This is a genomic window from Streptomyces sp. NPDC027185 (assembly GCF_055567035.1).
In genome coordinates this window covers 590662-615399 of the sequence record NZ_JBVHRF010000005.1, presented here as the reverse complement: position 1 = coordinate 615399, position 24738 = coordinate 590662, and the positions used below count along the sequence as shown (strand labels likewise).

Genomic DNA, 24738 nt, shown 5'->3' with positions numbered 1-24738 from the left:
TCGCCGTCTACGGGCAGGGCCGGATCGAGCAGTTCGACACGCCCGCCCGGGTGCTGGGCGCCCCCGCCACCCCGTACGTCGCGGAGTTCGTCGGCAGTGACCGGGCGCTCAAGCAGCTGTCGGTCACCGGGATCGACCGGGCCGATCTGGAGCACCCGCCGCTCGCCCGGCTCGGCGAACCGGCCGCCGGTGCGGCGGCCCGGCTGCGGGAGCACGGCGCCCGGTGGGCGGTGGTGCTGGACGACTCCGGTGCGCTGCACGGCTGGGTGGGCGCCGCGGAGCTGGCGGGCGCGGCGGGGCCGGTGTCCGGGCACGCCCGCCGGATGGAGGCATGGGTTCCGGTCGGTGCCACCCTCAAGCGGGCGTTCGGCGAGATGCTGCAGCACGACGCCGGCTGGATCGCGGTCCTGGACGGCGAACGGTTCCTCGGCGTCCTCACCCCGACCCGCCTGCACGAGGCCCTGCGCCGCACCATCGTCCCCGGCGAACGCGGCGCCCCGCGAACCGCCGGTGAAGTGGCCTCGGTGCCGACGTGACGAACGCTCCTGTGCCCGCGGGCCGGTCCGGGGCCGTCTCCCGCCCGGCCGGCGTGCCTACGGAGGAGAGCGTCTGTGTGCCTACGGACGGGGCCGCGTCCCCGCCCACGGACGCGGCTGCGCGGCTGCCCGCCCACGGGTGCGGAGGAGGCCGTGCCCACGGATGCGGAGGGCCCCGCACCTACGGGTGAGGCGGGGCCCGCGCCTACGGGTGAGGCGGGTGCCCGTGTTCTCCGTCCGGGCGCGGCGGGGTGCCGGCCTACGGGCCGGGCCGGCTGCGGAAAGGCGCGGGGTGCGGGGCTACTTCGGCAGCAGGCCCTTCTCCGTCAGATAGCCGTGGGCGACGTCCTCGGGGAGGCGGCGCCAGCTGTCGACGCGTTCGTTGAGGCGGGCGAGGTCGGCGGTGGTCAGGACGGAGTTGAGGCGGTCGAGCGCGGCGGCGGCGCGGGCACCCCCGGCGCGGGAGCGGTTGACGACGGGCACGAGGTAGTCGGCGTTCTGGAGCCCCCGGTCGTCGGCGAGGACCACCAGCCCGAACCGGTCCAAGGTCGCGTCGGTGGTCGTGGTCAGCACCATCTGGTCCTGCCCGTCCCGCACCGCCTGCTTGGCCGGGGTGGTGCCGACGCCCTTGGGGTCGACGGCCGTGATGTCGATCCCGTACGTCTTCCGCAGCCCCGGCGCGCAGAACGGGCGGCGGACGCACTCGTCGCCCGCGGCGAGCCGCACCGGCAGCTTCGCCCGGCCCAGATCGCTGAGGGTGCGCAGCCGGTGGCGGGCGGCGTAGGAGGCGCTGACGGCGAAGGCGTTGCGGTCGACGGCGCGGCCCGGGGCGAGCACCGTCAGCCCGCGCGGGGCGGCGAGGGCGCGCAGCGCGGTCATGGTCGCGCCGATGTCCGGGGAGGCCACCGGCCGGGCGTCCGCCCCGTGCGTCTTCGCCTGGAGCCAGTCGGCGAAGGTCGCCGCGTACTCGGGGACGACGTCGATCTGGCCGCTCTCCAGGGCGGGCTCGTACAGCTCGCGGTTGCCGACGGTGAGGAGGTCGGCGCGGTACCCCGCGTGCCGGAGCAGCGCCGCGTACATCTGCGCCAGCAACTCGCTCTCGGTGAAACCGGCCGACCCGACGGTGAGGTGGTGCCGGTCCCCGGGCGCGGCGGTGACGGCCCCCCGGTCCTCCAGGGACGGGCCGCCCGCACAGGAGGCCAGGAGGACGGCGGCGACGGCGAGGACGAGCGCCCGTGCGGTACGGCGTGCGCTACGGGCAGGGCGGTCGGTACGTGTACCGGGAGCGTGCGGGGCCGGGGCGGGCGTCCCCGGCGGACGGCGGGAGTCCCCGGCGCGCGGGACGGCGGCCCGCGCCCCGAGCCCCGGCGGGGCGCTCCCGGCGTGCGGTGAGGCGCCCCGCGCCCCGGACCTCGGCGGCACGCCCCCGGCGCGCGGGGCCCGGTCGCGCGCCGGTCCGGCCGCCCGGCCGCGGGCCGCCGCCCCCGGGTGCGCTGCCCCGTCGCGCTCCCGGTTCTCTCCCGGGGCCGCCGCGGGGTCCGCCGCCCGGCCGTGGCGCCTCACCGTGCCGCCCGTCCCCGTGGCCGTCGGCCCCCGTACCGCAGGCCGAGGGCGAACGCTCCCTCCATGACCAGCGCGAACACCGCTACGACGACCGCGCCGGCGACGACCTGCGGGGTGGAGGCGAGGTTGAAGCCGGCGGTGATGATCCGGCCGAGGCCGCCGCCGCCCACCAGGGCGGCGAGGGTGGCGGTGGCGACGAGCTGGACGGCGGCGATGCGGACGCCGGTGAGCAGCAGCGGCAGCGCCAGCGGCAGTTCGACCCGCCACACCAGCTGACTCCCGGTCATGCCCATCCCGCGCGCGGCGCGGACCACGTCCGGGTCGACCTCGCGCATCCCCACGTATCCGTTGGTCAGCAGCGGCGGCACGGCGAACAGCACCAGGGCGATGACGGTCGGCCACTCGCCGTGCCGCCCCAGAGGTGTGAGCAGCAGCAGAACCAGCACGGCGAAGGTCGGGACGGCGCGGCCGACGTTGGCGAGGTTGACGGCGAGCGCCCCGCCGCGCCCCAGGTGCCCGAGGACGACCGCGACCGGCAGCGCCAGCAGACAGCTCAGCAGCAGACAGCCGGCGGTGAGCGCGGCGTGCTGGGCGAGCCGGTGCCAGACGCCGTCCTCGCCGCTCCAGTGGGCGGCGGTGGTCAGCCAGTCGACGGCGCCGGCGACCGCGTTCACGGCTGCCGCCCGGCCGGTACGAGGCGGCGCGCGCCCGCCCGCGCCCGCCCCCGCAGCGCGGAGCGCGCCCCGCGCCGCCAAGGGGTCAGCAGCCGCTCCGCGCCCAGGATCAGCAGGTCGAAGGCGACGGCGAGCAGGACACAGAGCACCGACGCGGTCAGCACCTGCGCCTTGAAGTAGGAGTTCATCCCGGCGTAGATGAGGTTGCCGAGCCCGCCGTGGCCGACGATCGCACCGACGGTGGTGAGCGCGACGGCGGAGACGGTCGCGATCCGCAGCCCCGCCATCGCCGCGGGCAGCGACAACGGCAGCTCCACGGTGAGCAGTTGCCGCGTCGGCCCGTACCCCATACCGCGCGCCGCCTCCTTCGCCCCGTCCGGTACGCCGTCCAGCCCGGCCAGCAGATTCCGTACGAGCAGGGTCAGTGAGTACAGCGCGAGACCGGCCACGACCAGGGCGGACGAGAGACCGTAGACCGGCAGCAGCAGGGAGAACATCGCCAGCGACGGGATCGTGTAGAGCACCGTCGTCAGCCCCAGCACCGGGCCCGCCGTCCACCGGTGACGCCGGGCGAGCAGCGCCAGCGGCACCGCCACGACCACGCCGAGGGCGACGGAGACCGCCGTCAGCTGGACGTGCTCGGCCACCGCGTCGAGCAGGATGTGCCGGCGGCTGCTGAGGTAGTCGCCGCAGATCCAGTCGTTGCGGGCCAGGCAGTCGTCCGGCGGTGCGGTCACGGTACGAGTCCACCCCGGGGCGCCGCGGCCTGTCGCGCGGAACGCGTCCGAACGGGCCCGGCACCCCCGGCCCCGCCGCCCCGGAATCCACCCGCACCCGGCGGCCCCCGGGCCTCCCGCCCGCAGGAGCCGAGCCCCACCCCGCAGGACCTCGGCCCGTACGGGTCGATCCCTACGGGCGACCCCGCCGCCCGGGACCGCGCCCGCTCACGTCCCTTACGGGCACCCCGTAAGGGCCAGGGCCCGCGCCCCGTACTCCGTACCGGCGAACGCCCCGCCTCCCCGGCGCGGCTCGGCCCCGCCGCCCGTCGGGCCACCTCCGCCCGTCGCGTAGACACACCGCGTAGACACCGCATCTCTACACGCTATGTATAGTTCGGGCAGCCGACGGCAGTCGTCCGGACGGCTTCCGCCGTACCCCGCGCCGCCCGGAGAGTTCCATGCCGAAGACCGCCCGCCGCCCCCTCATAGCCGGGCTGCTGACCGCCGCCACGCTGGCTCTCGGCGGCTGCACCCCGGCCAACGAGATCGTCCCCGCCGACGCCCGGGACGACGCGCCCGCGGCCGACGCCGAGGCCCGCGACGCCCAGCTCGCGGCGGACGGCAAGGACGGCAAGGGAAGCGAGGACGGCGCGGACGTCGACTGCCGCAAGGCCAAGTGCGTGGCGCTCACCTTCGACGCGGGCCCCAGCGAGAACACCAACCGTCTGCTGGACATCCTCAAGAAGGAGCACGCCCACGCGACCTTCTTCATGCTCGGCAAGAACCACATCGCCGAGCGCCCCGCCGAGGTGAAGCGGATCGACCGCGAGGGCCACGAACTCGCCAACCACACCTGGTCGCACCAGATCCTCACCGACGCCACCCCCGCCGAGATCCGCGATCAGCTCTCCCGCGTCCAGAAGGCGGTCCACGACCTCACCGGCAAGACCCCGACGCTGATGCGCCCGCCCCAGGGCCGTACCGACGAGAAGGTCGCGAAGGTCAGCAAGGAGCTGGGACTGGCCGAGGTCCTGTGGAGCGTGACCGCGAAGGACTACCAGACCAACGACTCGAAGCTGATCACCAAGCGGGTGCTCGACCAGACGGAGCAGGACGGCATCATCCTGCTGCACGACATCTACCCGGGCACCGTCCCCGCCGTCCCCGGCATCCTCAAGGAGCTGAAGCACCGCGGCTTCACCCTCGTCACCGTCTCCCAGCTGCTCTCGCCCGCGAAGCCGGAACCGGGCATGGTCTACCGGCCCTGATCCGGACCGCTCCCGGACGTGCGACGGGCCGGGCACCGGGTGATCGCTCACCCCGTGCCCGGCCCGTTCCCGTTCCCGCGCCGTCAGTCCCGCGCGGCGGACTCCACCGGCTCCCGGCGCCGCTCCGCCTGGGCCGGGGCGCCGGCCGGCTGCCCCGTGTGGTGCTCGCCCGGCTTGTCGTCGTGCGGTGCCTGCGCGCCGTGCGGGGCGGCGGGCTTGTGCGGCGCCGCCTCGACGTCCTGCGGGAAGGTGAGCTGCCGGCTCTGCCACTCCAGCGCCGGGACCACCTCACGCCGCCAGGTGCCGAACTGGTGGCTGCCGCGGGGCAGGATGATCGAGTCGACCGTCATCGGCGGCTTCGCCGCGTGGAGGAAGTCCATCGTCGCGCCGTAGTCCGGCTCGCCCTGCCGGCTGCTGGCCACCAGCGCGGAGATCTGCGGTACGGGCAGGTGCTTCATCCGCCACAGCAGATCGTGCTCCCGCTCCCGCTTCGCGCCCTCGGGACCCGCGCCGAAGAGACTGCCGGTCGTCAGGTCGTCCTTGATCGCGTAGTCGCCGGAGAGCGAGACGGCCGAGGTGTAGATCTTCGGGTTGCGCATCGCCAGCTGGAGCGAGCAGGTGCCGCCCGACGAGTACCCGAACGCGCCCCAGGCGCTGGGGTCGTGGCCCACCCGGTACGCGGACCGCATCGCGTCCGGCAGGTCCTTGGTGAAGAACGTCTCCGCCTGCGGGCCGCCCGGTACGTCCACGCACTCGGTGTCGCGCGGCGGGGCGATCGTCGGCCGCACCATCACCAGCACCGTCGGCTGCATGGTGCCCTTCGCGATCAGCCGCCCGGCGTTCTGCGGGATCTGGAGGTGCTGCGCGAGGTTCATGATGCCGCCGGGGTAGCCGCTGATCACCACCATCACGGGGAAGCGCTGGCGGCGGAACTGCGGCTGGAAGTACTGCGGCGGCAGATAGACGAACGCCGGGTTGATCGCGCGGCTGCGGCGCCCCACGATCCGTACCGACTCCATCTTCCCGACCTTGTCGGCGGGGCCCTTCGGCAGCCCCGTCACCCGGTCCAGACCCTGCGGCCCGGCGGGCTGGACGAGCGCGCCCTTGGTCGTACCGATGGAGGCGTACTGCCCGCCGTTGTCACTGACGGCGACCGGCGCCTTGTCCTCGTTACCGAGGAGGTCGTCCCAACTTCCGTAGAACTCGAAGCTGTTGTTGACCGCGAGGGCCAGCGCGCACACCAGCGCCACCTGTGTGAGCACGACGGCGCCGAGCCTGCCGAGGAGGACGCGCACCCCGCGCCCCGACAACCGCGGCCACTGCCACACCGTCAGCGCGACCAGCGCCACCGCAAGCGCCACCACCGCGAATTCGAGCGACCGACTGGTCAGCCCCATGCGCCCCACATCTCCTGTCACCCTCGCAAGGGCTCTCGCCCGGCTCCCGGCTTCCGACCGCCTTGACCCACAACGGGCGGTCCGGACCGATGGTCACCGGATAAGAGGGGATCGACCGGACATCGGATACCGGACCGGGGCCATTCCTTACCCACACCTTGCCGACCCGTGTCCGCGCCGTGATACGCGCCCACCCCCGCACGGCCACACCCACGCACCAGGAGAAGAGCGGTGATCATACGGGAGCCGGGAGCCCCGAACGGAATCCGAGCGGCCGGATCCGGCCTCGGGGTGAGGGCGGGGCCGGCCCGGAAGAGACGGCCGGATCCAGCCCTGGGGGATACGGGGCCGCGTCCCTGTCATCCTCCGGCCCCGGTGGCCGGTTCTCCGCCGGACGTCGCGCGTCACGGGGCCCGCCGCGCCTTCGCCGTCCGGCTCGTGAACCGTCCGCCGACGGCCCTTACGGCGCCCCGCCGTAAGGGCAACGCGGTGCCCGAGGTCCCACGGTGACGCCGGTGCGGGCCGCTACCCTTACGTATCCGTCCTGGTCAGGGACATGTCCGCAGCTTCACGGACATACGCCGCACCCACCACCCCAAGAGAGGTCCGCCGATGGGCATTCGGAGTCTGCTGCGCAACGCTTTCGGTCGCTCCAAGGCGACGCGGGAGGAGTCCGGCACCACACCGAGCGGCACGGAAACGCCGGAACCGGCCACCTCCGCCACCACCATCCCGGAGGCCCGCGAGGAATCCGCCCCCGGCACCCCCGCCGACCGGCCCACGGCGGACCGTCCCGCGGAAGGGGCCGCAGACCGGGCCACCACGGACGAGCCCGCGGCCGAACAGCCCGCCACCGAACGCCCCGTGGCCGAGGTCCCCGCCGCCCGCACCGCACCCGAGGAGCCCCTCACCGAGGCGGAGCCCCCCACCGTCCCCGCCCAGAGCAGCCGGACGGACGCACAGCCCGAGGCCACCGAAGCGGAACGGGACGCCGAGACGAAGGCCACCGACGGTGCCGAGGACGGGGCCGGCGCGGCGGCCGGGGCCGGGCACGCTCCCGAGGCCGCGGGCGTCACGGCCGAGCCCGCGGAGAAGGCCGGGGCCCGGGGCGCGGCTGAGCCCGAGGCCAAGGGCGTCCCGGAGACCGAGGCACCGGCGTCGGAGCCGGCATCGGCTTCGGTTTTGGCGGACGCGGACACGGACCAGGCTCCGGCCGAGGACGCCACCGACCTGGTGAGCCAGGCGTTCGACGCGGCGAAGCCCTCCACCGCGGTGGCCGCCGAGCCCGTCGCGGCGGAGAAGGCCGAGAAGAGCGCGGGCGCCGCCGAAAGCGCCGAGACCGCCGAGGCTCCCGAGGTCACGGAGACCGGATCCGCCGAGGCCGGGACCACCGCGGACACGGCTGCCGGGACCGGAGCCACCCAGGCCGCGAAGGACGCCGGGGCCACCACGGAGGCCAAGACCCCGGGAGCCACCGCACCCGCGGAGACCGCCGCCCCCACGGACACGGTCACGACGACGGACACGACGGCGACGGCGACCGAGCCGGAAGCGGAGGCGACGGCCCCCGCCCCCACCGAGCCCCAGGCCGAAGCGCCCGCCCCCGAGGCCCCCGCCTCGGCCGAGGAGACCGCTCCCGAGGCCCCCGCCGCCAGGACGACGGAGGCGGACACCCCCACCGAGCCGAAGGCGGACACCCCGGCCCCGGCCGAAGCGTCCACCACGGAAACCGACGCGACGGCCCCGGCCGAGGACCCCACCCCCGCGCCCACCGCCCCTACCGTCACCTCGCTCGACAAGGTCGAGGCCACCGCGCCGGCGCTCGTCAGCCTCGTCAAGTCCGCCGCCGCGACGCTCGACAAGCACGGCCTGACCACCCAGCGTGCCGCCGTCTACCTGGTGCTAGACCGCTCCGGCTCGATGCGTAACTACTACAAGGACGGCACCGTCCAGCACCTCGCCGAGCAGGCCCTCGGTCTCTCCGCCAACCTCGACGACGACGGCACCGTCCCCGTCGTCTTCTTCTCCACCGACGTCGACGGCACCGCCGATCTCGACCTCGCCCACTACGAGGGACGGATCGCCGAACTTCACGCCGGTCTCGGTCACATGGGGCGGACGAATTACCACTGGGCCATCGACGCCGTGGTCCAGCACTACAAGAAGTCCGGCACCACGGCCCCGGCCTTCGTCATCTTCCAGACCGACGGCGCCCCGACCTCCAAGCCGGCCGCCGAGAAGGCGCTCTGCGAGGCCGCCGGGCTCCCGATCTTCTGGCAGTTCATCGGCTTCGGCGACCCGGACGCCAAGGGCTTCGACTTCCTCCGCAAGCTCGACGACCTGGCCGTCCCGGAGAAGCGCGTCATCGACAACGCCGGCTTCTTCCACGCCGGACGCGACCCCCGCGCCCTCTCCTCCGACGAGCTCTACCAGCAGCTCATGGTGGAATTCCCCGAGTGGCTCACCGAGGCCCGCACCGCGGGAATCCTCAAGGACAACTGACCCCGCGCCCTCCGACCGACCGGCCGTGGTGCCGGGCCCCTCCGGCCCGGCACCACGGCCGGTCGCCGTTTCCGCCCCTCCCCGCATTACGTCGTAATAACCGACCCGCAAGCCGGTTATTACGACGGAATACCCGCCTCTTTCAGCCGCCCGCCAAAACCCTCGAACACCTGCCCCACCCCCTATGGCAAGGTGTCCTCGGCGACCCGGGGGGGGCGCCACGGCACAGGTGAAGGGAACAGGTAATGGGGGGCGGCATGTCCTTGCTCTCGGAGATAGCGCGCATACGTGACGGCCAGGGCAATCCGGCGGCGCTCGTAGGGGAATTCCGGCGTACTCCGGTACTGATCCCCCTCAGCGGCGACAATTTGATGTCGGCGGAATCCGGCGGAATCCGCTGGCTCTTCGCCTTCTCGGACGAAGAGGCACTGGCCCGGTTCCTCGCCCACCGCGGCATCTCCCCCGAGGACGCGCCCGGCCGTGTGACCGCCGTCGGCGCCCGCCTGCTGGACATCGTCATCCCCGCCCTCGGCAGCCCGGCGGGCGTGGCGCTGAACGCCGGAAGTGAGCTGGGCATGCTCTTCCCGCCGGTGAGCGGCATCGTCCCGGACGCCGTCGCCGTGGACCTCTCCGACGCCGCCGGAGGCACCGTATGAGCGCCGCCGACGGCTACGAGGTCGACCCGGAAGCGCTCCAGCAGATCACCAAAGGCATCAACGGCGCGATATCCGAGCTGAAGGAATTGGGTTTCGACACCGACGCCCAACTCGGCCACGGATTCGACGAATTGACACTCTCCGGACTGGAAAGCGGAAGTCCGGCGGTGACCTCGGCCTTCGAGACGTTCTGCGAACGCTGGGGCTGGGGCATACGCGGCCTCATCCACGAGGCCAACGAATTCGCCCGCCGCCTCGACCTCTCCGCCGGGCTCTACCACGAACAGGAACAGTACGTTTCCACGACGCTGAAGATCGGTGTCAACGCCGCCATGGGCGACCCGACCAAGAGCGCCGAACAACTCCGGGACACCTCCTGGGACGACGTCCTGGACGAAAATCCGGTCACCCAGTTCCAGCACGGCAATTGGGACCCCACCTCCGCCGCGTCCATGGAGACGTACCTGGAGGGGAACGAGGCGCTCCACCGCACCGCCGAGGACATCCGGACCAGCCCGGCGCGGCATCTGCTGCCCGGCCCCGCCGGAGGCGAACCCTCCGGCCGTAACGACCGCGAAGCCTCCGGGGAGCAGCACTGATGGGCATCGGCGACGCGCTCGGCGCGATCAAGCACGGTATCGACTCGGCCGCCGACACCGCCGGAAAGGCCGTCGAGGGCGCGAAGGAGATGGTCGGCGAGGCCGTCGAGTACACGACGGACACCACCGCCGACGCCCTCCACGCCGTCGGCGCGGACGGTGCCGCGCGCGCGGTCCGCTCGGCCGGCGACGACGTCGCCGACGTCCTCGGCGCCCAGGTCGCGGAGCGGCAGCTCGGCGAGAGCGAGGACCCGAAGGAGCTGATCCACGGGGATCCGGCCAAGATCCACGAGGCCGCCGCCCACCTCAAGGACTTCTCCGCCGCCTTCGAACGCGTCGGCCAGGGCATGCGGAAACTCGACGCGGGCGCCTGGCGGGGCAAGGCCGCCGACCGGTTCCGCGAGAAGTTCGACACCCACCCGAAGTCCTGGCTGCACGCCGCGGACGCCTGCGAGAGCGCGGGCAAGGCCCTCAACGCCTACGCCGAGACCGTCACCTGGGCCCAGGGCAAGGCCCGCTCCGCCATCGACCGCCACCGCCACGCCCAGGACGCCACCCGCAAGGCCGCCGACGCGTACAACCGCAAGGTCGACGCGTACAACGCCGCCCTCGCCGACGGTTCGGGGAGCGGCGGCGGACCGCAGGAGCCCGGTGAGTTCACCGACCCCGGGGAGGAGGGCCGCGCGTCCGCCCGGCATCTGCTGAAGGAGGCCCGCAGCCAGCGGGACGAAGCGGCCGAACGCGCCCGGCACGCGCTCACCTCGGCGCTGGCCCACGCCCCGCAGACCCCGGGGTTCACCGAGCGGACCGTGCTCGACGCCGCCGACGGGGTCGCCGCCGGCGGGATGAACCTGATGCACGCCGCCGGCGGCCTCATCAAGGCCGGAGCCGAGTCCGTGAACCTCGCCCGGACGGTCAACCCGGTCGACCCGTACAACCTCAGCAACCCCATCCGGTTCATGAACAACACGACCACCACCCTGCTGGGGCTGGCGAGCAGCGCCGCCCACCCCGGACGGCTGGCCAAGGGGATGCTCGGCGAGGGCTGGGGCAGCGACCCCTACGAGGCGGGCGGCGCCTTCCTCGGCAACCTCGTCGGCGGCAAGGGCGTCGGCGCCGTCGGCAAGGGGCTGCTGAGGTCCGGCGCGCGCGACGCGGCCCGCAGCGCGGCACGCACCGCCGCCCGGGACGGCGGCAAACTCACCCTCCGCGACCGCGCCCGTATCGCCTGGTGCAAGACCTTCGGCAACGACCCGATCGACATGGCCACCGGCCGGATGATCCTGCCGCAGACCGACATCCAGCTGCCCGGCAGCCACCCCCTCGCCTTCACCCGCACCTTCGAATCGTCGTACCGCACCGGCCACTGGTTCGGCCCCACCTGGATGAGCACGCTCGACCAGCGGCTGGAGATCGATGCCGAGGGCGTCATCCTCATCGGCGAGGAGGGCAACCTCGCCGCCTACCCGCACCCGGCCGTCGGCGTCCCCACCCTCCCCGCCGAAGGCCCCCAACGCCCCCTGGAGCGCACCCCGGACGGCGACTACGTCCTCACCGAGCCGTCCACCGGCATGCGCTGGTACTTCACCTCGTACGGCGAGGAACTCGCCCTCCTCGACGAGATATCCGACCGCCGGGGCCACCACCACACCTTCGACCACGACGAACACGGCGCCCCCGTCGCCCTCACCCACAGCGCCGGATACCGGCTGCTGTTCACCACCGAGGGCGACCGCGTCACCGCCCTCCACCTGGCCGGCGGCGCCCCGGACGGCGGCGACCAACTCCTCCTCCGCTACGGCTACGACGACGCCGGGAACCTCACCACCGTCACCAACTCCGGCGGACGCCCGCTCCGCTTCGGCTACGACGACGCGGGCCGCATCACGTCCTGGACGGACACCAACGGCAGCAGCTACACCTACCGCTACGACGACCGCGACCGCTGCACCTGGCAGAGCGGCGTGGACGGCCACCTCCACGCCCACTTCACCTGGGGCGACGCCGACCCGGCCACCGGCCTGCGGACCAACACCCTGCGCAACTCCCACGACCGGATCACGACCTACCAGGTCAACGACCGGCACCAGCTCGTCGCGGAGACCGACCCGACGGGCGCCACCACCCGCACCGTCCGCGACGCACACCACCGCGTCCTCGCCGTCACCGACCCGCTCGCTCGCACCACCCGCGTCGAGTACGACGACAAGGGAAACCCCACTCGTCTCACCCTCCCCGACGGCACCACCTCCACCACCGTCTTCGATGACGGCGGACGCCCGCTGCGCACCACCGCCCCCGACGGCACCACCTGGACCCACACCTACGACGCCGCCGGGAACCGCACCTCCTCCACCGACCCCACCGGCGCCACCACCACCTACGCCCACGACGCCAGGGGCCACCTCACCGCCGTCACCGACGCGCTCGGCCACACCACCCGCATCGACTGCGATCCGGCGGGCCTCCCCCGCCGCGTCACCGACCCGCTCGGCGCGCGCACCCACTACGTCCGCGACGCCTTCGGCCGGGTCGTCTCCGTCACCGACCCGCTCGGCGCGACAACCCGCCTGACCTGGACCGTCGAGGGCAAACTCGCCTCCCGCACCGACCCCACGGGCGCCACCGAGACCTGGACCTACGACGGTGAGGGCAACCGCACCTCCCACACGGACGCGGTGGGCCGCACCACCCGCTTCGAGTACGGCCACTTCGACCTGCTGGTGGCCCGTACCGACCCCGACGGCGTCCGCCACGAGTTCACCCACGACACCGAACTCCGCCTCACCCAGGTCACCAACCCCCAGGGCCTGACCTGGAACTACGCCTACGACGCGGCCGGCCGCCTGATCTCGGAGACCGACTTCGACGACCGCGTCCTGACCTACACCCACGACGCGGCCGGCCAACTCGCCACCCGCACCAACACCCTGGGCGAGGTGACGACCTACACCCGCGACACCATGGGCCGTATCACCGCCAAGGACGCCGCCGGACTCGTCACCACCTACACCCACTCCCCGTCCGGCGCCCTCCTGGAAGCCGCCAACCCCGACGCCACGGTCGCCTACACCCGCGACACCCTCGGCCGCGTCACCGCCGAAACGGTCAACGGCCGCACCATGACGTTCACCTACGACGCCCTGGGCCGCCGCACCTCCCGCACCACCCCCTCCGGCCACACCAGCACCTACACCTACGACGCCGCCGGAAACCGCACCACCCTCACCACCGGCGGCAACCTCCTCACCTTCACCCACGACGCCGCAGGCCACGAACGCACCCGCACCATCGGCGACCACCTCCGCCTGGACTCGACGTGGGACGCGACGGGACGCCTGACGGGGCAGTCGTTGCTGCGGGTGGAGGGGGCAGACGGGGCCGCTGCGGGTCTCCCGGGCGGTTCGCCGGGGGGCGGAGTGCCTGGCGGTACGCCGGGAGCCGCGCTTCCGGGGGCCCGGGTACCTGGCGGTTCGCCGGGAGCCGTGGGCGATATGGGGTCGCCGGGTGCCGGAGCGCCGAGCAGTCCGTTCGATCCGGGGTGGCCTGGGGCGGGTGGCGCGCCCGGCGTGGGTGGCGCGCCCGGGACGGACGGCGCGCCCGGCATGGGTGGCGGACCCGGCATGGGTGGCGCGTCCGGCATGGGTGGCGCGCCCGGGGCGGCTGGCACGCCCGGTTCGGGCGAAGCCTCCGGCGCATCAGCCGCCCCCGCCACCACACTCCTCCACCACCGCGCCTACACCTACCGCGCCGACGGCCACCTCATCGCCCTCGACGACTCCCACTCCGGCCGCCGCACCTTCGACCTCGACCGCGCGGGCCGCGTCACCGCCGTCCACGCCACCAACTGGACCGAGACCTACGCCTACGACGAGGCCGGCAACCAGACCCACGCCACCTGGCCCGACGAACACCCCAACCCCACAGCCCGCGGCCCCCGCACCTACACCGGCACCCGCATCACCAAGGCCGGCGCCTACCGCTACGAACACGACGCCCTCGGCCGCGTCACCCTCCGCCAGAAAACCCGCCTCTCCCGCAAACCGGACACCTGGCGTTTCACGTGGAACACGGAGGACCGCCTGACGTCCGTCACCACCCCTGACGGCGAGGTCTGGCGGTATCTGTACGACCCGTTCGGGCGGCGGGTGGCGAAGCGGCTAATTATCCGCACTGGCGACAGCGAAACAGGCAACGAGGAAGTCACATTCTGCTGGGACGGGTCACTCCTCAGCGAGGAGAAATCACACCGACCTCCGCACATGCCGACAGTAACCCTCACCTGGGAATACAAGGGAATAACCCCGCTCAGCCAATCAGAGAGCAAGGAGATAAAGCGAGAATCGACGATCCCAGGAACAGATGAAAGATTCTTCGGCTGCGTAAACGACGCCATAGGGGCTCCTCTGGAGCTCGTCTCACCTACCGGAGAAACAGCATGGCACACTCGTTCAACCATTTGGGGGAAACTCGCCTGGACAACTAATGCCACCGCATACACGCCACTGCGATTCCCAGGGCAATATTTCGATAAAGAATCCCAACTGAACTACAACAATCATCGATTCTACGACCCGGAGACCGCTCGTTATCTTTCCCTCGACCCGCTTGGCCTGCAGCCATCGCCAAATCCCCGGGCATACGTAGCCAATCCGCTGACAAGTGCCGACCCCCTGGGCCTGAGCCCGTGTGGAGAAGGAGCCGCCAAAGGCGGAAGCTGGGACGCCACAGAGGCACCGCACCTGTACAGAGGTATTGGGTACGCAAACGAGCACAGCCCACAAGCATGGAAAAGAATGTACGATGACGCGCAGCAAGGCATCGCAGAACCTCACGGAGGCCACTCCGATCCAGACCTTCACGTAGGGGGAAGAACAGATAGCATTTTCACCTCCTGGACCACGGAATATGAAGAAATGGCCCTGGAGGAAAGCTACAAGGGAAACGGCCCCGGTATCGTTCTGCGGATACCCAACTCCGACGGCGCAGGGTACTCCCGCGTTCCCGGCGTAAACTTTTCATACGAAGAAGGCGAAGTCTTGATCAAGGGCCGGGTAACCGGCGCCGAAGTGAGCCTGAACGGAGGGCCATGGACAAGACCACAGTGATTGATACGCTCAGGCGAGCTGCAGAAATTAACCCATACGCACGAGAAGCATTTACGGAAGCGAAATCTGGCCTTGAATTCACTTTCGGGAAGGTAGAAAGAGAGCCGCTTCTGCAGACCTATCGCCGGCGCCTTCTCCGAACAGCCTCAGGAACGCCTCTGGCTACCGCCACAGAATCACTCGTGAGATTCCTGGAAAACCACAGCGAACCGACCCTTTCGATGATAGGAATAAGGCCACACTCAGGGGGACTTTACGTCTTCCTCGCCGACTCGACGGGCACTGACATCCTTTTCGCCATGACGATGCTGAGCAGGCGCCCAAATAAACCATAAACTAGCCATAAAGAGCGCCACTTCTCGCGAGGACCGCTGCCGTAAGCCCAGGGCGCCAGCTGTCCACCAGGCACCCCCGCCCCACCCCTCCTACGCTGAGTGGATGAACTAACCCGTTTGCCCCCATCCGTACGCCTAGGCGCCAGGTACGGGGCGGCGGCCGGTGGAAGCAGGTCGGGCGATGGGCGGAGACGGCCAGGGGGATACGAGGACCGGTGGGGAGCAGCCGCGGAACGCTCCGCCGCGGGCGGAGCGGACAGGTCAGGCGGGAGCGACCGGCTCCGGAACCGGGCGCCGCTCCGGGCCCGCTCGGCCCGCGGCCGGCGCCCCCCGCCGCTGGTGGGCCCTGGTCACCATCGCGCTCGCGCAGCTCATGGTGGTCCTCGACGCCACGATCGTGAACATCGCGTTGCCGTCGGCGCAGCGGGAGCTGGGGATCTCGGATGCGGACCGGCAGTGGGTGATCACGGCGTACACGCTCGCGTTCGGGGGGTTGTTGCTGCTCGGGGGGCGGGTCGCGGATCTCGTCGGGCGGAAGACGACGTTCATGGTGGGGCTGGTGGGGTTCGCGGTGGCGTCGGGGCTCGGGGGCGCGGCGGGCGGGCCGGGGCTGTTGTTCGGGGCACGGGCGTTGCAGGGCGCGTTCGCGGCGGTGCTGGCGCCGTCGGCGCTGTCGCTGCTGACGACGACGTTCACGGACGGGCGGGAGCGCGGCAAGGCGTTCGGGATCTACGGGGCGATCGCGGGCGGCGGGGCGGCGATCGGGCTGATCGTGGGCGGGTTGCTGACCGAGTTCCTGGACTGGCGCTGGTGTCTGTATGTGAACGTGCCGATCGCGGCGGTGGCGTTCGCCGGCGCCGCGGTCTTCCTGCACGACCGCCCGGAGCGGGGCGGTGCCCGCCTCGACGTCCCCGGTGTGGTGCTGGGCTGCGGCGGGCTCGTGGCGATCGTCTACGGGTGCAGCGAGGCGCGGCCGCGGGGCTGGGGCGATGCGCTGGTGCTCGGGCTGCTCTGCGGCGGCGCCGCGCTGCTCGCGGTGTTCGCGCTGTGGCAGACGCGGGCCCGGCATCCGCTGCTGCCGCTGCACATCGTGCGGGACCGTGATCGCGGCGGCGCTTTTCTGACGATGGCGCTGGCGACCATCGCACTGTTCGGTATGTTTCTTTTTCTGACCTATTACTTCCAGATCGTGCTCGGCTATTCACCGCTGAAGGCCGGTTTGGCGTTTTTGCCGATGACCGCCGCCATCGTCACCGCCTCGACACAGATATCGGCGCGGCTGCTGCACCATCTCCCGCCGCGGCTGCTGATGGTCCCCGGCGCGCTGCTGGCGGCCGCCGGGCTGTATCTGCTGACGTTCCTGACGGCGCGCTCCGCGTACGCCCCGCACGTACTGCCCGCCGAACTCCTCGTCGGGCTGGGCATGGGCCTGATCTTCATGCCGGTGATGGCGACGGCCACGTCCGGTGTCGCGGCGCGGGACGCGGGCGTCACCTCGGCGACCGTCAACACGGCGCAGCAGGTGGGCGGTTCGATCGGGACGGCGCTGCTGAACACGATCGCGACATCGGCCGGGGCGACGTACATCGCGGACCGGCTGCTCGCCGCCGCGCGGACCGGGCGGCTGACGCCCGCGGTGCGCGGCGCCGTCGTCAAGGAGGGGGTGGTGCACGGCTTCACCGTCGCGATCGGCGTCTCCGCGTCGGTGATGCTGCTGGCCGCCGTCGTCGCGGGCCTGCTGGTCACGGCCCGCGCCCCGCGCCACGGTCCGATGCCGGGCCGCGCACCCGGCACCGGCTCCGGCACCCGCTCCCCGGACGGCGCCCCGCACTGAGCGGCACCCCTCGGGGGACCCCGCCGTATCCGGCGCGGAACGGCCGGTAACAGGCCCGCCCCGCACCCCGCGCCCGCCGCCCGTCAGCGGAAATGCCCGCGGAAACGCCTGCGAATTCGCCTGGCCACGTCCAGTACGATATTGACGTTCCGTAAAGCAATTCCTCACTCACCGTAGCGACTTGGGAGCAGCCGGCAATGGCTCGACACCTCATCACCAGCGCCCTTCCGTACATCAACGGGATCAAGCACCTGGGCAACATGGTGGGGTCCATGCTCCCGGCCGATGTGTACGCGCGGTATATGCGCAAGCGCGGGCACGACGTCCTCTACATCTGCGCGACGGACGAGCACGGCACTCCGGCGGAGCTGGCCGCGAAGGCGGCGGGGCAGTCGGTGGACGCGTTCTGCGCCGAGCAGCACGAGGCCCAGAAGGCGATCTACGAGGGCTTCGGCCTGGAATTCGACCACTTCGGCCGCAGCTCCTCGCAGCAGAACGTCGAGCTGACGCAGCACTTCGCCCGCAAGCTCCACGAGAACGGCTTCATCGAGGAGCGGGCGATCCGCCAGGTGTACTCCAACGCCGACGAGCGGTTCCTGCCGGACCGCTACATCGTCGGCACCTGCCCGCACTGCGGCTACGACAAGGCCCGCGGCGACCAGTGCGAGAACTGCACCCGGGTGCTCGACCCGACGGACCTGATCGACGCCCGTTCGGCGATCAGCGGCAGCGGCGACCTGGAGGTCCGCGAGACCAAGCACCTCTTCCTCCTCCAGTCCGCGCTGCAGCACGAGGTCGAGGGCTGGCTGGAGGGCAACGGCAGCAAGGACTGGCCGACGCTCGCCTCCTCCATCGCCCACAAGTGGCTGACCGAGGGCCTCCAGGACCGCGCCATCACCCGCGACCTGGACTGGGGCGTCCCCGTCCCCGCCGACGTCTGGCCAGAGCTGGCCGCCGAGGGCAAGGTCTTCTACGTCTGGTTCGACGCGCCGATCGAGTACATCGGCTCGACGAAGGAGTGGGCGGACGCCGAGCCCGGCAGCCGCGACTGGAAGTCGTGGTGGTACGAGGCGGACGACGTGCGCTACACGGAGTTCATGGCCAAGGACAACGTCCCGTTCCACTCGGTGATGTTCCCGGCCACCCAGCTCGGCACCCGTGAGCCGTGGAAGAAGGTCGACTTCCTCAAGGCGTTCAACTGGCTCAACTACTACGGCGGGAAGTTCTCCACCTCCCAGCAGCGCGGCATCTTCACCGACGCGGCGCTGGAGCTGCTGCCCGCCGACTACTGGCGCTACTTCCTGATGGCCCACGCCCCGGAGTCCGACGACACCTCCTTCACCTGGGAGCTGTTCTCCGCCTCCGTCAACAAGGACCTCGCCGACACCCTCGGCAACTTCGTCAACCGCGTCCTGTCGTTCTCCCGCAAGCGGTTCGGCGACGAGGTCCCGGCCGGCGCCGAGGCGGGCGAGGCCGAGCGGAAGCTGGGCGAGGAGATCGCGCGGCTGCTCGCGGAGTACGAGGGCCACATGGAGGCGCTGCAGTTCCGCAAGGCGGCGGCGGCGCTGCGCGCCCTGTGGAGCGCCGGCAACTCCTACCTGGAGGAGAAGGCCCCCTGGCTGGAGATCAAGACCGACCAGGACGCCGCGGCGCTGACGCTGCGTACGGCCATGAACCTCATCCACCTCTACGCGGTGATCTCCGAGCCGTTCATCCCGGCGTCGGCGAAGGCGATGCGCGGCGCGTTCGCACTGCCCGACGACACCGCGGCGTGGGTGAGCGCCGAGGAGGCGGCGGCGCTGGCGTCCGTCCCGGCGGGTACGCCGTTCACGGTGCCGCCGGTCCTCTTCGCGAAGATCACCGAGGACGACCTGGAGGCGTACCGCACGCGCTTCGGCGGCGGTGACGACGCGTAGCCACCGCGGGCACCTACGGGAAAGCCCCCGCGCCCTTCGGAAGGTCGCGGGGGCTTTCCCGTAGGCGGTGTCCGTCAGCCCTGGGTCTTCACCTGAGGCTTGCGGATCGAGAGGTGCAGCTCCTTCAGGCGCGCCTCCTCGACCTCGCTGGGCGCGCCCATCAGCAGGTCCTGGGCGTTGCCGTTGAGCGGGAAGGCGATGGTCTCGCGGATGTTGGGCTCGTCGGCGAGCAGCATCACGATGCGGTCGACGCCCGGGGCGATGCCGCCGTGCGGCGGGGCGCCGAACTTGAACGCGCGGAGCATGCCGCCGAACTCCGCCTCGACGGTCTCCTTGTCGTAACCGGCGATGGCGAACGCCTTGTACATGACGTCCGGCTCGTGGTTACGGATCGCGCCGGAGGACAGCTCGACGCCGTTGCAGACGATGTCGTACTGCCAGGCGAGGATGTCGAGCGGGTCCTTGGTCTCCAGCGCCTCAAGACCGCCCTGGGGCATGGAGAACGGGTTGTGGGAGAACTCGATCTTGCCGGTGTCCTCGTCCTTCTCGAACATCGGGAAGTCGACGATCCAGCAGAAGCGGAACTCGTCCTCGACGAAGTGGCCGGTGCGCTTGGCCGCCTCGACACGGACCGCGCCCATGATCTTGGAGACCTCGTCGAACTCGCCGGCGCCGAAGAAGACGGCGTGGCCGGGGGCCAGAGCCAGCGCGTCGACGAGCGCCTTGGTGTCCTCGTCGGTGAGGAACTTGGCGATCGGGCCGGTCAGCTCGTTGTTCTCGCCGACGCGGATCCAGGCCAGGCCCTTCGCGCCCTGCTGGACGGCGAAGTCGCCCATCTGGTCGAAGAACTTCCGCGACTGGCCCGCGGTGTCCGGCACAGCCAGCGCGCGGACGTGCTTACCGGCGAACGCCTTGAAACCGGAACCGGCGAAGACGTCCGAGACGTCCACCAACTCCAGCTCGGCGCGCAGGTCCGGCTTGTCGGAGCCGTACTTCAGCATCGACTCGCGGAACGGGATGCGCGGGAACGGCGAGGTGACCGTACGGCCGCCACCGAACTCGGTGAACAGCTCGGTCATCAGCTTCTCGATCGGCTGGAAGACATCCTCCTGCTCGACGAAGCTCATCTCGACGTCGAGCTGGTAGAACTCGCCCGGCGAGCGGTCGGCGCGGGCGTCCTCGTCGCGGAAGCAGGGCGCGATCTGGAAGTAGCGGTCGAACCCGGCGATCATCAGCAGCTGCTTGAACTGCTGGGGCGCCTGCGGCAGCGCGTAGAACTTGCCGGCGTGCAGCCGCGAGGGGACGAGGAAGTCGCGGGCGCCCTCGGGGGAGGTGGCCGAGAGGATCGGGGTGGCCATCTCGTTGAAGCCGAGCGCGGTCATCTTGTGCCGGATGGCGGAGATGACGGCGGTGCGCAGCAGGATGTTGCGGTGCATCCGCTCGCGGCGCAGGTCGAGGAAGCGGTACTCCAGGCGCTTCTCCTCGTTGACCCCGTCCTCGGCGTTGATGGTGAACGGGATCTGCTCGGCGGCGCCCAGCACCTCGACCTCGGAGACCTCGATCTCGATCTCGCCGGTCGGCAGCTCGGGGTTGACGTTGTCCGCGCCGCGGGCGGAGACCTTGCCGTCGATACGGACGACGGTCTCCTTGGTCAGCGAGGAGAGCGCCTCGTTGGCGGGGGTGCCGGGACGGGCGACGAGCTGCACCAGACCGTAGTGGTCGCGCAGATCGATGAAGAGGATGCCGCCCAGGTCACGTCGATTGTGCAGCCAGCCGCTGAGGCGGACGTCCGTGTCGACGTCCGCGGCCCGAAGCTCGCCGCAGGTGTGGGACCGGTACCGATGCATCGCTCATCCAAGTCGTCGCGAGTCGAGGTGGGGAGGCCGCACACGGACGCTGCCCGTCCGTGGCCGAACCGCTGCCGTCCGTGGAGGACCGCCCCGGGTATGTGATAACCGCTCCAGGTTACCGTCCCGGCGCTGGGGGCCGGGTCGGCGTATACATGCCAGCGGGGCGGGGCGCGTGCGCGCCGGGGCGGGGCGGAGGCAGGCGCGGGCGGTGGGCACAGCTGCGGAGGGCGCTCGACCGGGCCGGCCCGTGGCCGGTCAGGCGTTTCCCGTGCCGAGGGGCCGTGATCGCGCCGCGGCGCGCCTGCCGCCGGGAAGTAGCGGGAAGCGGGCCGGGGGTTCCGCCGGAGCGGGGCCCGGAGCCGGCTCGCCGCTTCCGCCGGGCCGGGCGCCGGTGCCGGTGCCGGTCCCGCGGCTCCCTCGGGCCCGGCGCCGCTCCTGTTCGACTCCGGGGTCCGGGGCCCGCCCCACCGCGTTGGTGACGCTCGGAGGAATCAACTTAAAGTGAGGCAATGCGCACCAAGGATCTCCTGGCGGCCCTCGCGACCGGACTGTGGCGCTGGGAGGACGCCTCGGGGCGGGTCCGGCTCGACGGCGAGGCCGCCCGGCTGCTCGGGCTCCCGGACCGGGCCGTGGAGCTGTCCGAGGCGACCGTACGGTCGCGGTTCCACCCGGTCGACTTCGCCGAGATCAACGGGGTGGTGCAGCTCGCCGTCGCCGAACGGAGCCTCGCCGAGGCCCGGCTGCGCGTCGTCGACGCCGACGGCCGGGTGCTGCGCACCGTCCGCTCCCGCTGCCGCCCGCTGACCTGCGACGGCGCCTTCACGCTGCTCGGCACGCTCCAGGAGGTGCCCGACCCGCAGCCGGACACCGCGGCCGCCCGCACCCCGGTCACCGGCGACTGGCGGCGCTCACGCGAGGCGTTCCTGCTCGACGCCGGGCGGGCGCTGGCGGAGGCGCGGTCCACCGCGGAGGTGCTGCGGGTGGCGGCCGGACTGTCGATGCCGGGGTTCATACCCGACGGCCTCGCCGTCTTCGGCGTCGTCGGCGGCCGGCTGACCGTCATCGGCCACCACGGTCAGCCGGGCGGCGAGGAGCGGCCGTTCACCGACATGACGACGGACACCGACTACCCGGCGGCCGAGGTCGTTCGGACGGGGCGGGCGATCTATCTGCCGACGCCCGAGGCGTACCGCGCGCGCTACCCCGCCGCCTGGCCGCTCGCCGCCCGCTTCGCGCGCACCTCGTGGGCGTTCTTGCCGCTGGTCAACGCGGGGCACACGATCGGCGCCTGGATGGCGGGGTTCAACCACCCGGTGGCCTTCACCGCCGACGAGCGGGCGGTGCTCACCACCGTCGCGCGGATGCTCGCCCAGGCACTGGCCCGCGCCGGGGCCCAGGAGTCGCAGCACGAACTCGCCGTCGGCCTCCAGCGCACCATGATGCCGACGGTACGGCCGGACCTCCCCGGCATGACGGTCGCCGCGCGATACGTACCGACCGGTGGCGGGCTGGAGGTCGGCGGCGACTGGTACGACATGATTCCGCTGCCGTCCGGCCGGACCGCGCTGGTCATCGGCGATGTCCAGGGCCACGACGTACGGGCCGCGGGGCTGATGGGGCAGCTGCGGATCGCGCTGCGCGCCTACGCGGCGGAGGGCCACCACCCGGACGGGGTGCTCTCCCGCGCCTCCCGCTTCCTGTCCGGCATCAACGACACCGAGGGCGCCGCGGGCAGCGATCCGCGCTTCGCCACCTGCCTCTACATCGAGGTCGACCCGGCGACCGGGCTGCTGGACATCGCCCGCGCCGGGCACCCCGAACCGGCGATCCGGACGGCCGACGGCACCATGCTGGTCCGCGCCACCGCGGGCGGCCTGCCACTGGGCATCACCCCGGACACCGACTACCCGACCACCCGGCTGGTCCTGGAGCCCGGCGAGACGATGCTGGTCTGCACGGACGGGCTGATCGAGACCGGCGGCCACGATCTGGAGACCGGCTGGACCCGGCTGCGCGGCGTCATCGAGGCCCATCCGGACGGGGTCGCCGACGGCGGTCTGGAGCGGCTGGCGGACGCGCTGGTCCAGGCGGTCCACGGCCCATCCTCGCACCACACGACCGGGCCGCTGGTGGACCGGCGGGAGGACGACATCGCGATGCTGCTGCTGTCCCGGGACGCCGCCGCGTGCCGGGTGGGCGCGGGCGGTCCGGAAGCGGTGCGGCCGGTGCGGCGCACGGTGCTGACCGTCGCGCAGGCCGAGCCGGAGCGGATCGCCGAGGCCCGCGCGCAGATCCGCGACGTGCTGCACGACTGGGCCGACCCGGAGCAGGTGGACGCCGCGGTCCTGCTGGTCTCCGAGGTCGTCACCAATGTGCTGACCCACACCGACGGGGACGCGCTGCTGGTCGTCGAGTTGTCGGGCCCCGCCGGCAGCCGCCGGATGCGGGTGGACGTCGCCGACGGCAGCGACGAACTGCCGCACCGCCGCAGCCCCGGCGAGCTGGCGTCCTCGGGCCGCGGTCTGGTGCTGATGGAGCTGCTGGCCGGCGCGTGGGGCGTGGAACCGCGCGGCGACGGCAAGTCGACATGGTTCGAGATCTACGAGGACGCGAACGGCGGTTCCCCGGCGGAGCCGGGCACCGGGGAACCGCCCTACGCGGGCGCGGAGCCGGGCGTCTCCGGGCCCGTGGCTCCCGGCGAATCGGTGGCCGAGCTGACGTAGTGGCGGCGCAGTTCGTGGAGCGCGCCGAAGGCGGCGGCGGTCAGCGGCACGGCCAGCAGCATGCCGAGGATGCCCGCGACCCCGGCGCCCGCGGTGATCGCCAGCAGCACGGCCGCCGGGTGCATCTGGACGGTACGGCTCTGGATCATCGGCTGGAGGACGTGCCCCTCCAGCACCTGCACCGCGAGCACCACCCCGAGCGCCCACAGTGCCTTGACGAAACCGCCCTCGGCGAGCGCCACCAGAACGGCGACGGCGCCCGAGATGAAGGCACCGAGGTAGGGGATGTAGGCGCCGACGAAGACCAGCGCACCCAGCCCGAAGGCGTTGGGAACGCCCAGAATCAGCAGCCCGACGGTGATGCAGGTGGCGTCGATCAGGGCGATGAGTGTGGTGCCGCGCATGAAGCCCTCGACCGCCTGGAAGCCGCGGCGGGCCATCCCCTCCAGCTGCGGCGCCGAATCACCGGGCGCCCAGTCGCGCAGCGCACCCAGCGCTTTGCCCGAGTCGCGGAGGAAGAAGAAGGTCAGCAGCAGCGCGAGGACCGCCGCCGCGATGAACTGGCCGACGACACTGACGCCCGCCAGCAGCCCCGAGGCGGCGGTGGTGCCGAACTTGCCGATCAGCGACTTGGCGTTGGAGGCGAGATCGTCGAGGGAGGTACCGGCGGTCCCGAAGTGCTGCGAGAGCCGCTTGGCCGCCTCCTTGAGCGAGGCGATGATCTGGTCCCCGCTGTCGACCAGCGCGCTGACCACGATGTAGCCGGCGCCGCCGACCACGACGACCAGCAGGGCGCAGGTCAGCCCGGCGGCCAGCGAACGGTTGAGCTTCATCGCCGCCATCCGCCGGTACACCGGCCTGAGCAGCGCACTGCCCAGCAGAGCCAGCAGGACGGGCGTGACGGCCGCGCTCAACTTCACACAGAGCCAGACGCCGACCGCGATCACCCCCGCCACCAGCAGCGCCACCGCGCACCAGGCAGCGGTCCGGCGGGCAGCGGTGGGAAGCAGCGGCGCCTCGCCGCGGGGCCGGTCTCTCTTCAGGTCGTTCTGCACCCG

15 protein-coding genes are annotated in these 24738 nt (G+C 72.1%); 9 read left to right on the top strand and 6 right to left on the bottom strand.

What is annotated here, in order from left to right; all coding sequences use genetic code 11:
- A partial coding sequence (locus ACZ4M8_RS19980; RefSeq protein ID WP_467609122.1) for a CBS domain-containing protein occupies nt 1-536 on the top strand: 536 nt, incomplete at its 5' end.
- Nucleotides 537-836: 300 nt separating this feature from the next.
- On the opposite strand, the gene ACZ4M8_RS19975 is transcribed toward ACZ4M8_RS19980, so the two are convergent.
- The 3 genes from ACZ4M8_RS19975 to ACZ4M8_RS19965 all read right to left on the bottom strand — a co-directional run bounded on the left by ACZ4M8_RS19975 (nt 837) and on the right by ACZ4M8_RS19965 (nt 3510).
- Nucleotides 837-1739, bottom strand: coding sequence for an ABC transporter substrate-binding protein (locus ACZ4M8_RS19975; protein ID WP_467609168.1), 903 nt, complete (start codon nt 1737-1739; stop codon nt 837-839).
- 356 nt (nt 1740-2095) lie between these two features.
- Nucleotides 2096-2773, bottom strand: a complete 678-nt coding sequence (locus ACZ4M8_RS19970) for an ABC transporter permease (protein WP_467609120.1) — start codon at nt 2771-2773, stop codon at nt 2096-2098.
- Entirely contained in the window at nt 2770-3510 is a 741-nt protein-coding gene (locus ACZ4M8_RS19965; protein ID WP_467609119.1) for an ABC transporter permease, read from the bottom strand. The genes ACZ4M8_RS19970 and ACZ4M8_RS19965 overlap by 4 nt, the downstream gene beginning before the upstream one ends.
- A gap of 440 nt (nt 3511-3950) precedes the next feature.
- On the opposite strand from ACZ4M8_RS19965, the gene ACZ4M8_RS19960 reads away from it, so the two are divergent.
- Nucleotides 3951-4760, top strand: a complete 810-nt coding sequence (locus ACZ4M8_RS19960) for a polysaccharide deacetylase family protein (protein WP_467609117.1) — start codon at nt 3951-3953, stop codon at nt 4758-4760.
- Nucleotides 4761-4843: 83 nt separating this feature from the next.
- On the opposite strand, the gene ACZ4M8_RS19955 is transcribed toward ACZ4M8_RS19960, so the two are convergent.
- Nucleotides 4844-6157: an alpha/beta hydrolase gene (locus ACZ4M8_RS19955; protein ID WP_467609115.1), complete on the bottom strand. Its 1314-nt coding sequence runs from the start codon at nt 6155-6157 to the stop codon at nt 4844-4846.
- A 612-nt stretch (nt 6158-6769) separates the two neighbouring features.
- On the opposite strand from ACZ4M8_RS19955, the gene ACZ4M8_RS19950 reads away from it, so the two are divergent.
- From ACZ4M8_RS19950 to metG, 6 genes are all read left to right on the top strand, one after another.
- On the top strand, nt 6770-8659 hold the full coding sequence (locus ACZ4M8_RS19950; RefSeq protein ID WP_467609113.1) for a VWA domain-containing protein: 1890 nt from the start codon (nt 6770-6772) through the stop codon (nt 8657-8659).
- A gap of 257 nt (nt 8660-8916) precedes the next feature.
- Nucleotides 8917-9315 (top strand): SseB family protein, encoded by a 399-nt coding sequence (locus ACZ4M8_RS19945; RefSeq protein WP_467609111.1) that lies wholly within the window; start codon nt 8917-8919, stop codon nt 9313-9315.
- Nucleotides 9312-9914, top strand: a complete 603-nt coding sequence (locus ACZ4M8_RS19940; RefSeq protein ID WP_467609109.1) for a hypothetical protein — start codon at nt 9312-9314, stop codon at nt 9912-9914. Before ACZ4M8_RS19945 ends, ACZ4M8_RS19940 begins: the two co-directional genes overlap by 4 nt.
- The gene (locus tag ACZ4M8_RS19935; protein ID WP_467609107.1) at nt 9914-15022 is read left to right on the top strand and encodes a putative T7SS-secreted protein; all 5109 of its coding nucleotides are present in this window, start codon (nt 9914-9916) and stop codon (nt 15020-15022) included. The genes ACZ4M8_RS19940 and ACZ4M8_RS19935 overlap by 1 nt, the downstream gene beginning before the upstream one ends.
- 516 nt (nt 15023-15538) lie before the next feature.
- Nucleotides 15539-17191: an MFS transporter gene (locus ACZ4M8_RS19930; RefSeq protein WP_467609105.1), complete on the top strand. Its 1653-nt coding sequence runs from the start codon at nt 15539-15541 to the stop codon at nt 17189-17191.
- A gap of 197 nt (nt 17192-17388) precedes the next feature.
- Nucleotides 17389-19107: a methionine--tRNA ligase gene (gene metG, locus ACZ4M8_RS19925; protein WP_467609103.1), complete on the top strand. Its 1719-nt coding sequence runs from the start codon at nt 17389-17391 to the stop codon at nt 19105-19107.
- A gap of 74 nt (nt 19108-19181) precedes the next feature.
- Here the strand turns inward: metG and aspS are convergent, their stop codons facing one another.
- Nucleotides 19182-20954: an aspartate--tRNA ligase gene (aspS, locus tag ACZ4M8_RS19920; protein WP_467609101.1), complete on the bottom strand. Its 1773-nt coding sequence runs from the start codon at nt 20952-20954 to the stop codon at nt 19182-19184.
- A 512-nt stretch (nt 20955-21466) separates the two neighbouring features.
- Between aspS and ACZ4M8_RS19915 the strand changes: the two genes are divergently transcribed.
- Nucleotides 21467-23680, top strand: coding sequence for an ATP-binding SpoIIE family protein phosphatase (locus ACZ4M8_RS19915; RefSeq protein ID WP_467609099.1), 2214 nt, complete (start codon nt 21467-21469; stop codon nt 23678-23680).
- Here the strand turns inward: ACZ4M8_RS19915 and ACZ4M8_RS19910 are convergent.
- Nucleotides 23611-24735 (bottom strand): AI-2E family transporter, encoded by a 1125-nt coding sequence (locus tag ACZ4M8_RS19910; protein WP_467609097.1) that lies wholly within the window; start codon nt 24733-24735, stop codon nt 23611-23613. The genes ACZ4M8_RS19915 and ACZ4M8_RS19910 overlap by 70 nt on opposite strands.
- Between the last annotated feature and the right edge of the window lie 3 nt (nt 24736-24738).

Excerpts from the sequence above, each read along its gene's own strand:
- ACZ4M8_RS19960 (WP_467609117.1), top strand. The coding sequence starts at position 3,951 with ATGCCGAAGACCGCCCGCCGCCCCCTCATAGCCGGGCTGCTGACCGCC.
- ACZ4M8_RS19955 (WP_467609115.1), bottom strand. The coding sequence starts at position 6,157 with ATGGGGCTGACCAGTCGGTCGCTCGAATTCGCGGTGGTGGCGCTTGCG.
- ACZ4M8_RS19950 (WP_467609113.1), top strand. The coding sequence starts at position 6,770 with ATGGGCATTCGGAGTCTGCTGCGCAACGCTTTCGGTCGCTCCAAGGCG.
- ACZ4M8_RS19945 (WP_467609111.1), top strand. The coding sequence starts at position 8,917 with ATGTCCTTGCTCTCGGAGATAGCGCGCATACGTGACGGCCAGGGCAAT.
- ACZ4M8_RS19940 (WP_467609109.1), top strand. The coding sequence starts at position 9,312 with ATGAGCGCCGCCGACGGCTACGAGGTCGACCCGGAAGCGCTCCAGCAG.
- ACZ4M8_RS19935 (WP_467609107.1), top strand. The coding sequence starts at position 9,914 with ATGGGCATCGGCGACGCGCTCGGCGCGATCAAGCACGGTATCGACTCG.
- ACZ4M8_RS19930 (WP_467609105.1), top strand. The coding sequence starts at position 15,539 with ATGGGCGGAGACGGCCAGGGGGATACGAGGACCGGTGGGGAGCAGCCG.
- metG (WP_467609103.1), top strand. The coding sequence starts at position 17,389 with ATGGCTCGACACCTCATCACCAGCGCCCTTCCGTACATCAACGGGATC.
- aspS (WP_467609101.1), bottom strand. The coding sequence starts at position 20,954 with ATGCATCGGTACCGGTCCCACACCTGCGGCGAGCTTCGGGCCGCGGAC.
- ACZ4M8_RS19915 (WP_467609099.1), top strand. The coding sequence starts at position 21,467 with ATGCGCACCAAGGATCTCCTGGCGGCCCTCGCGACCGGACTGTGGCGC.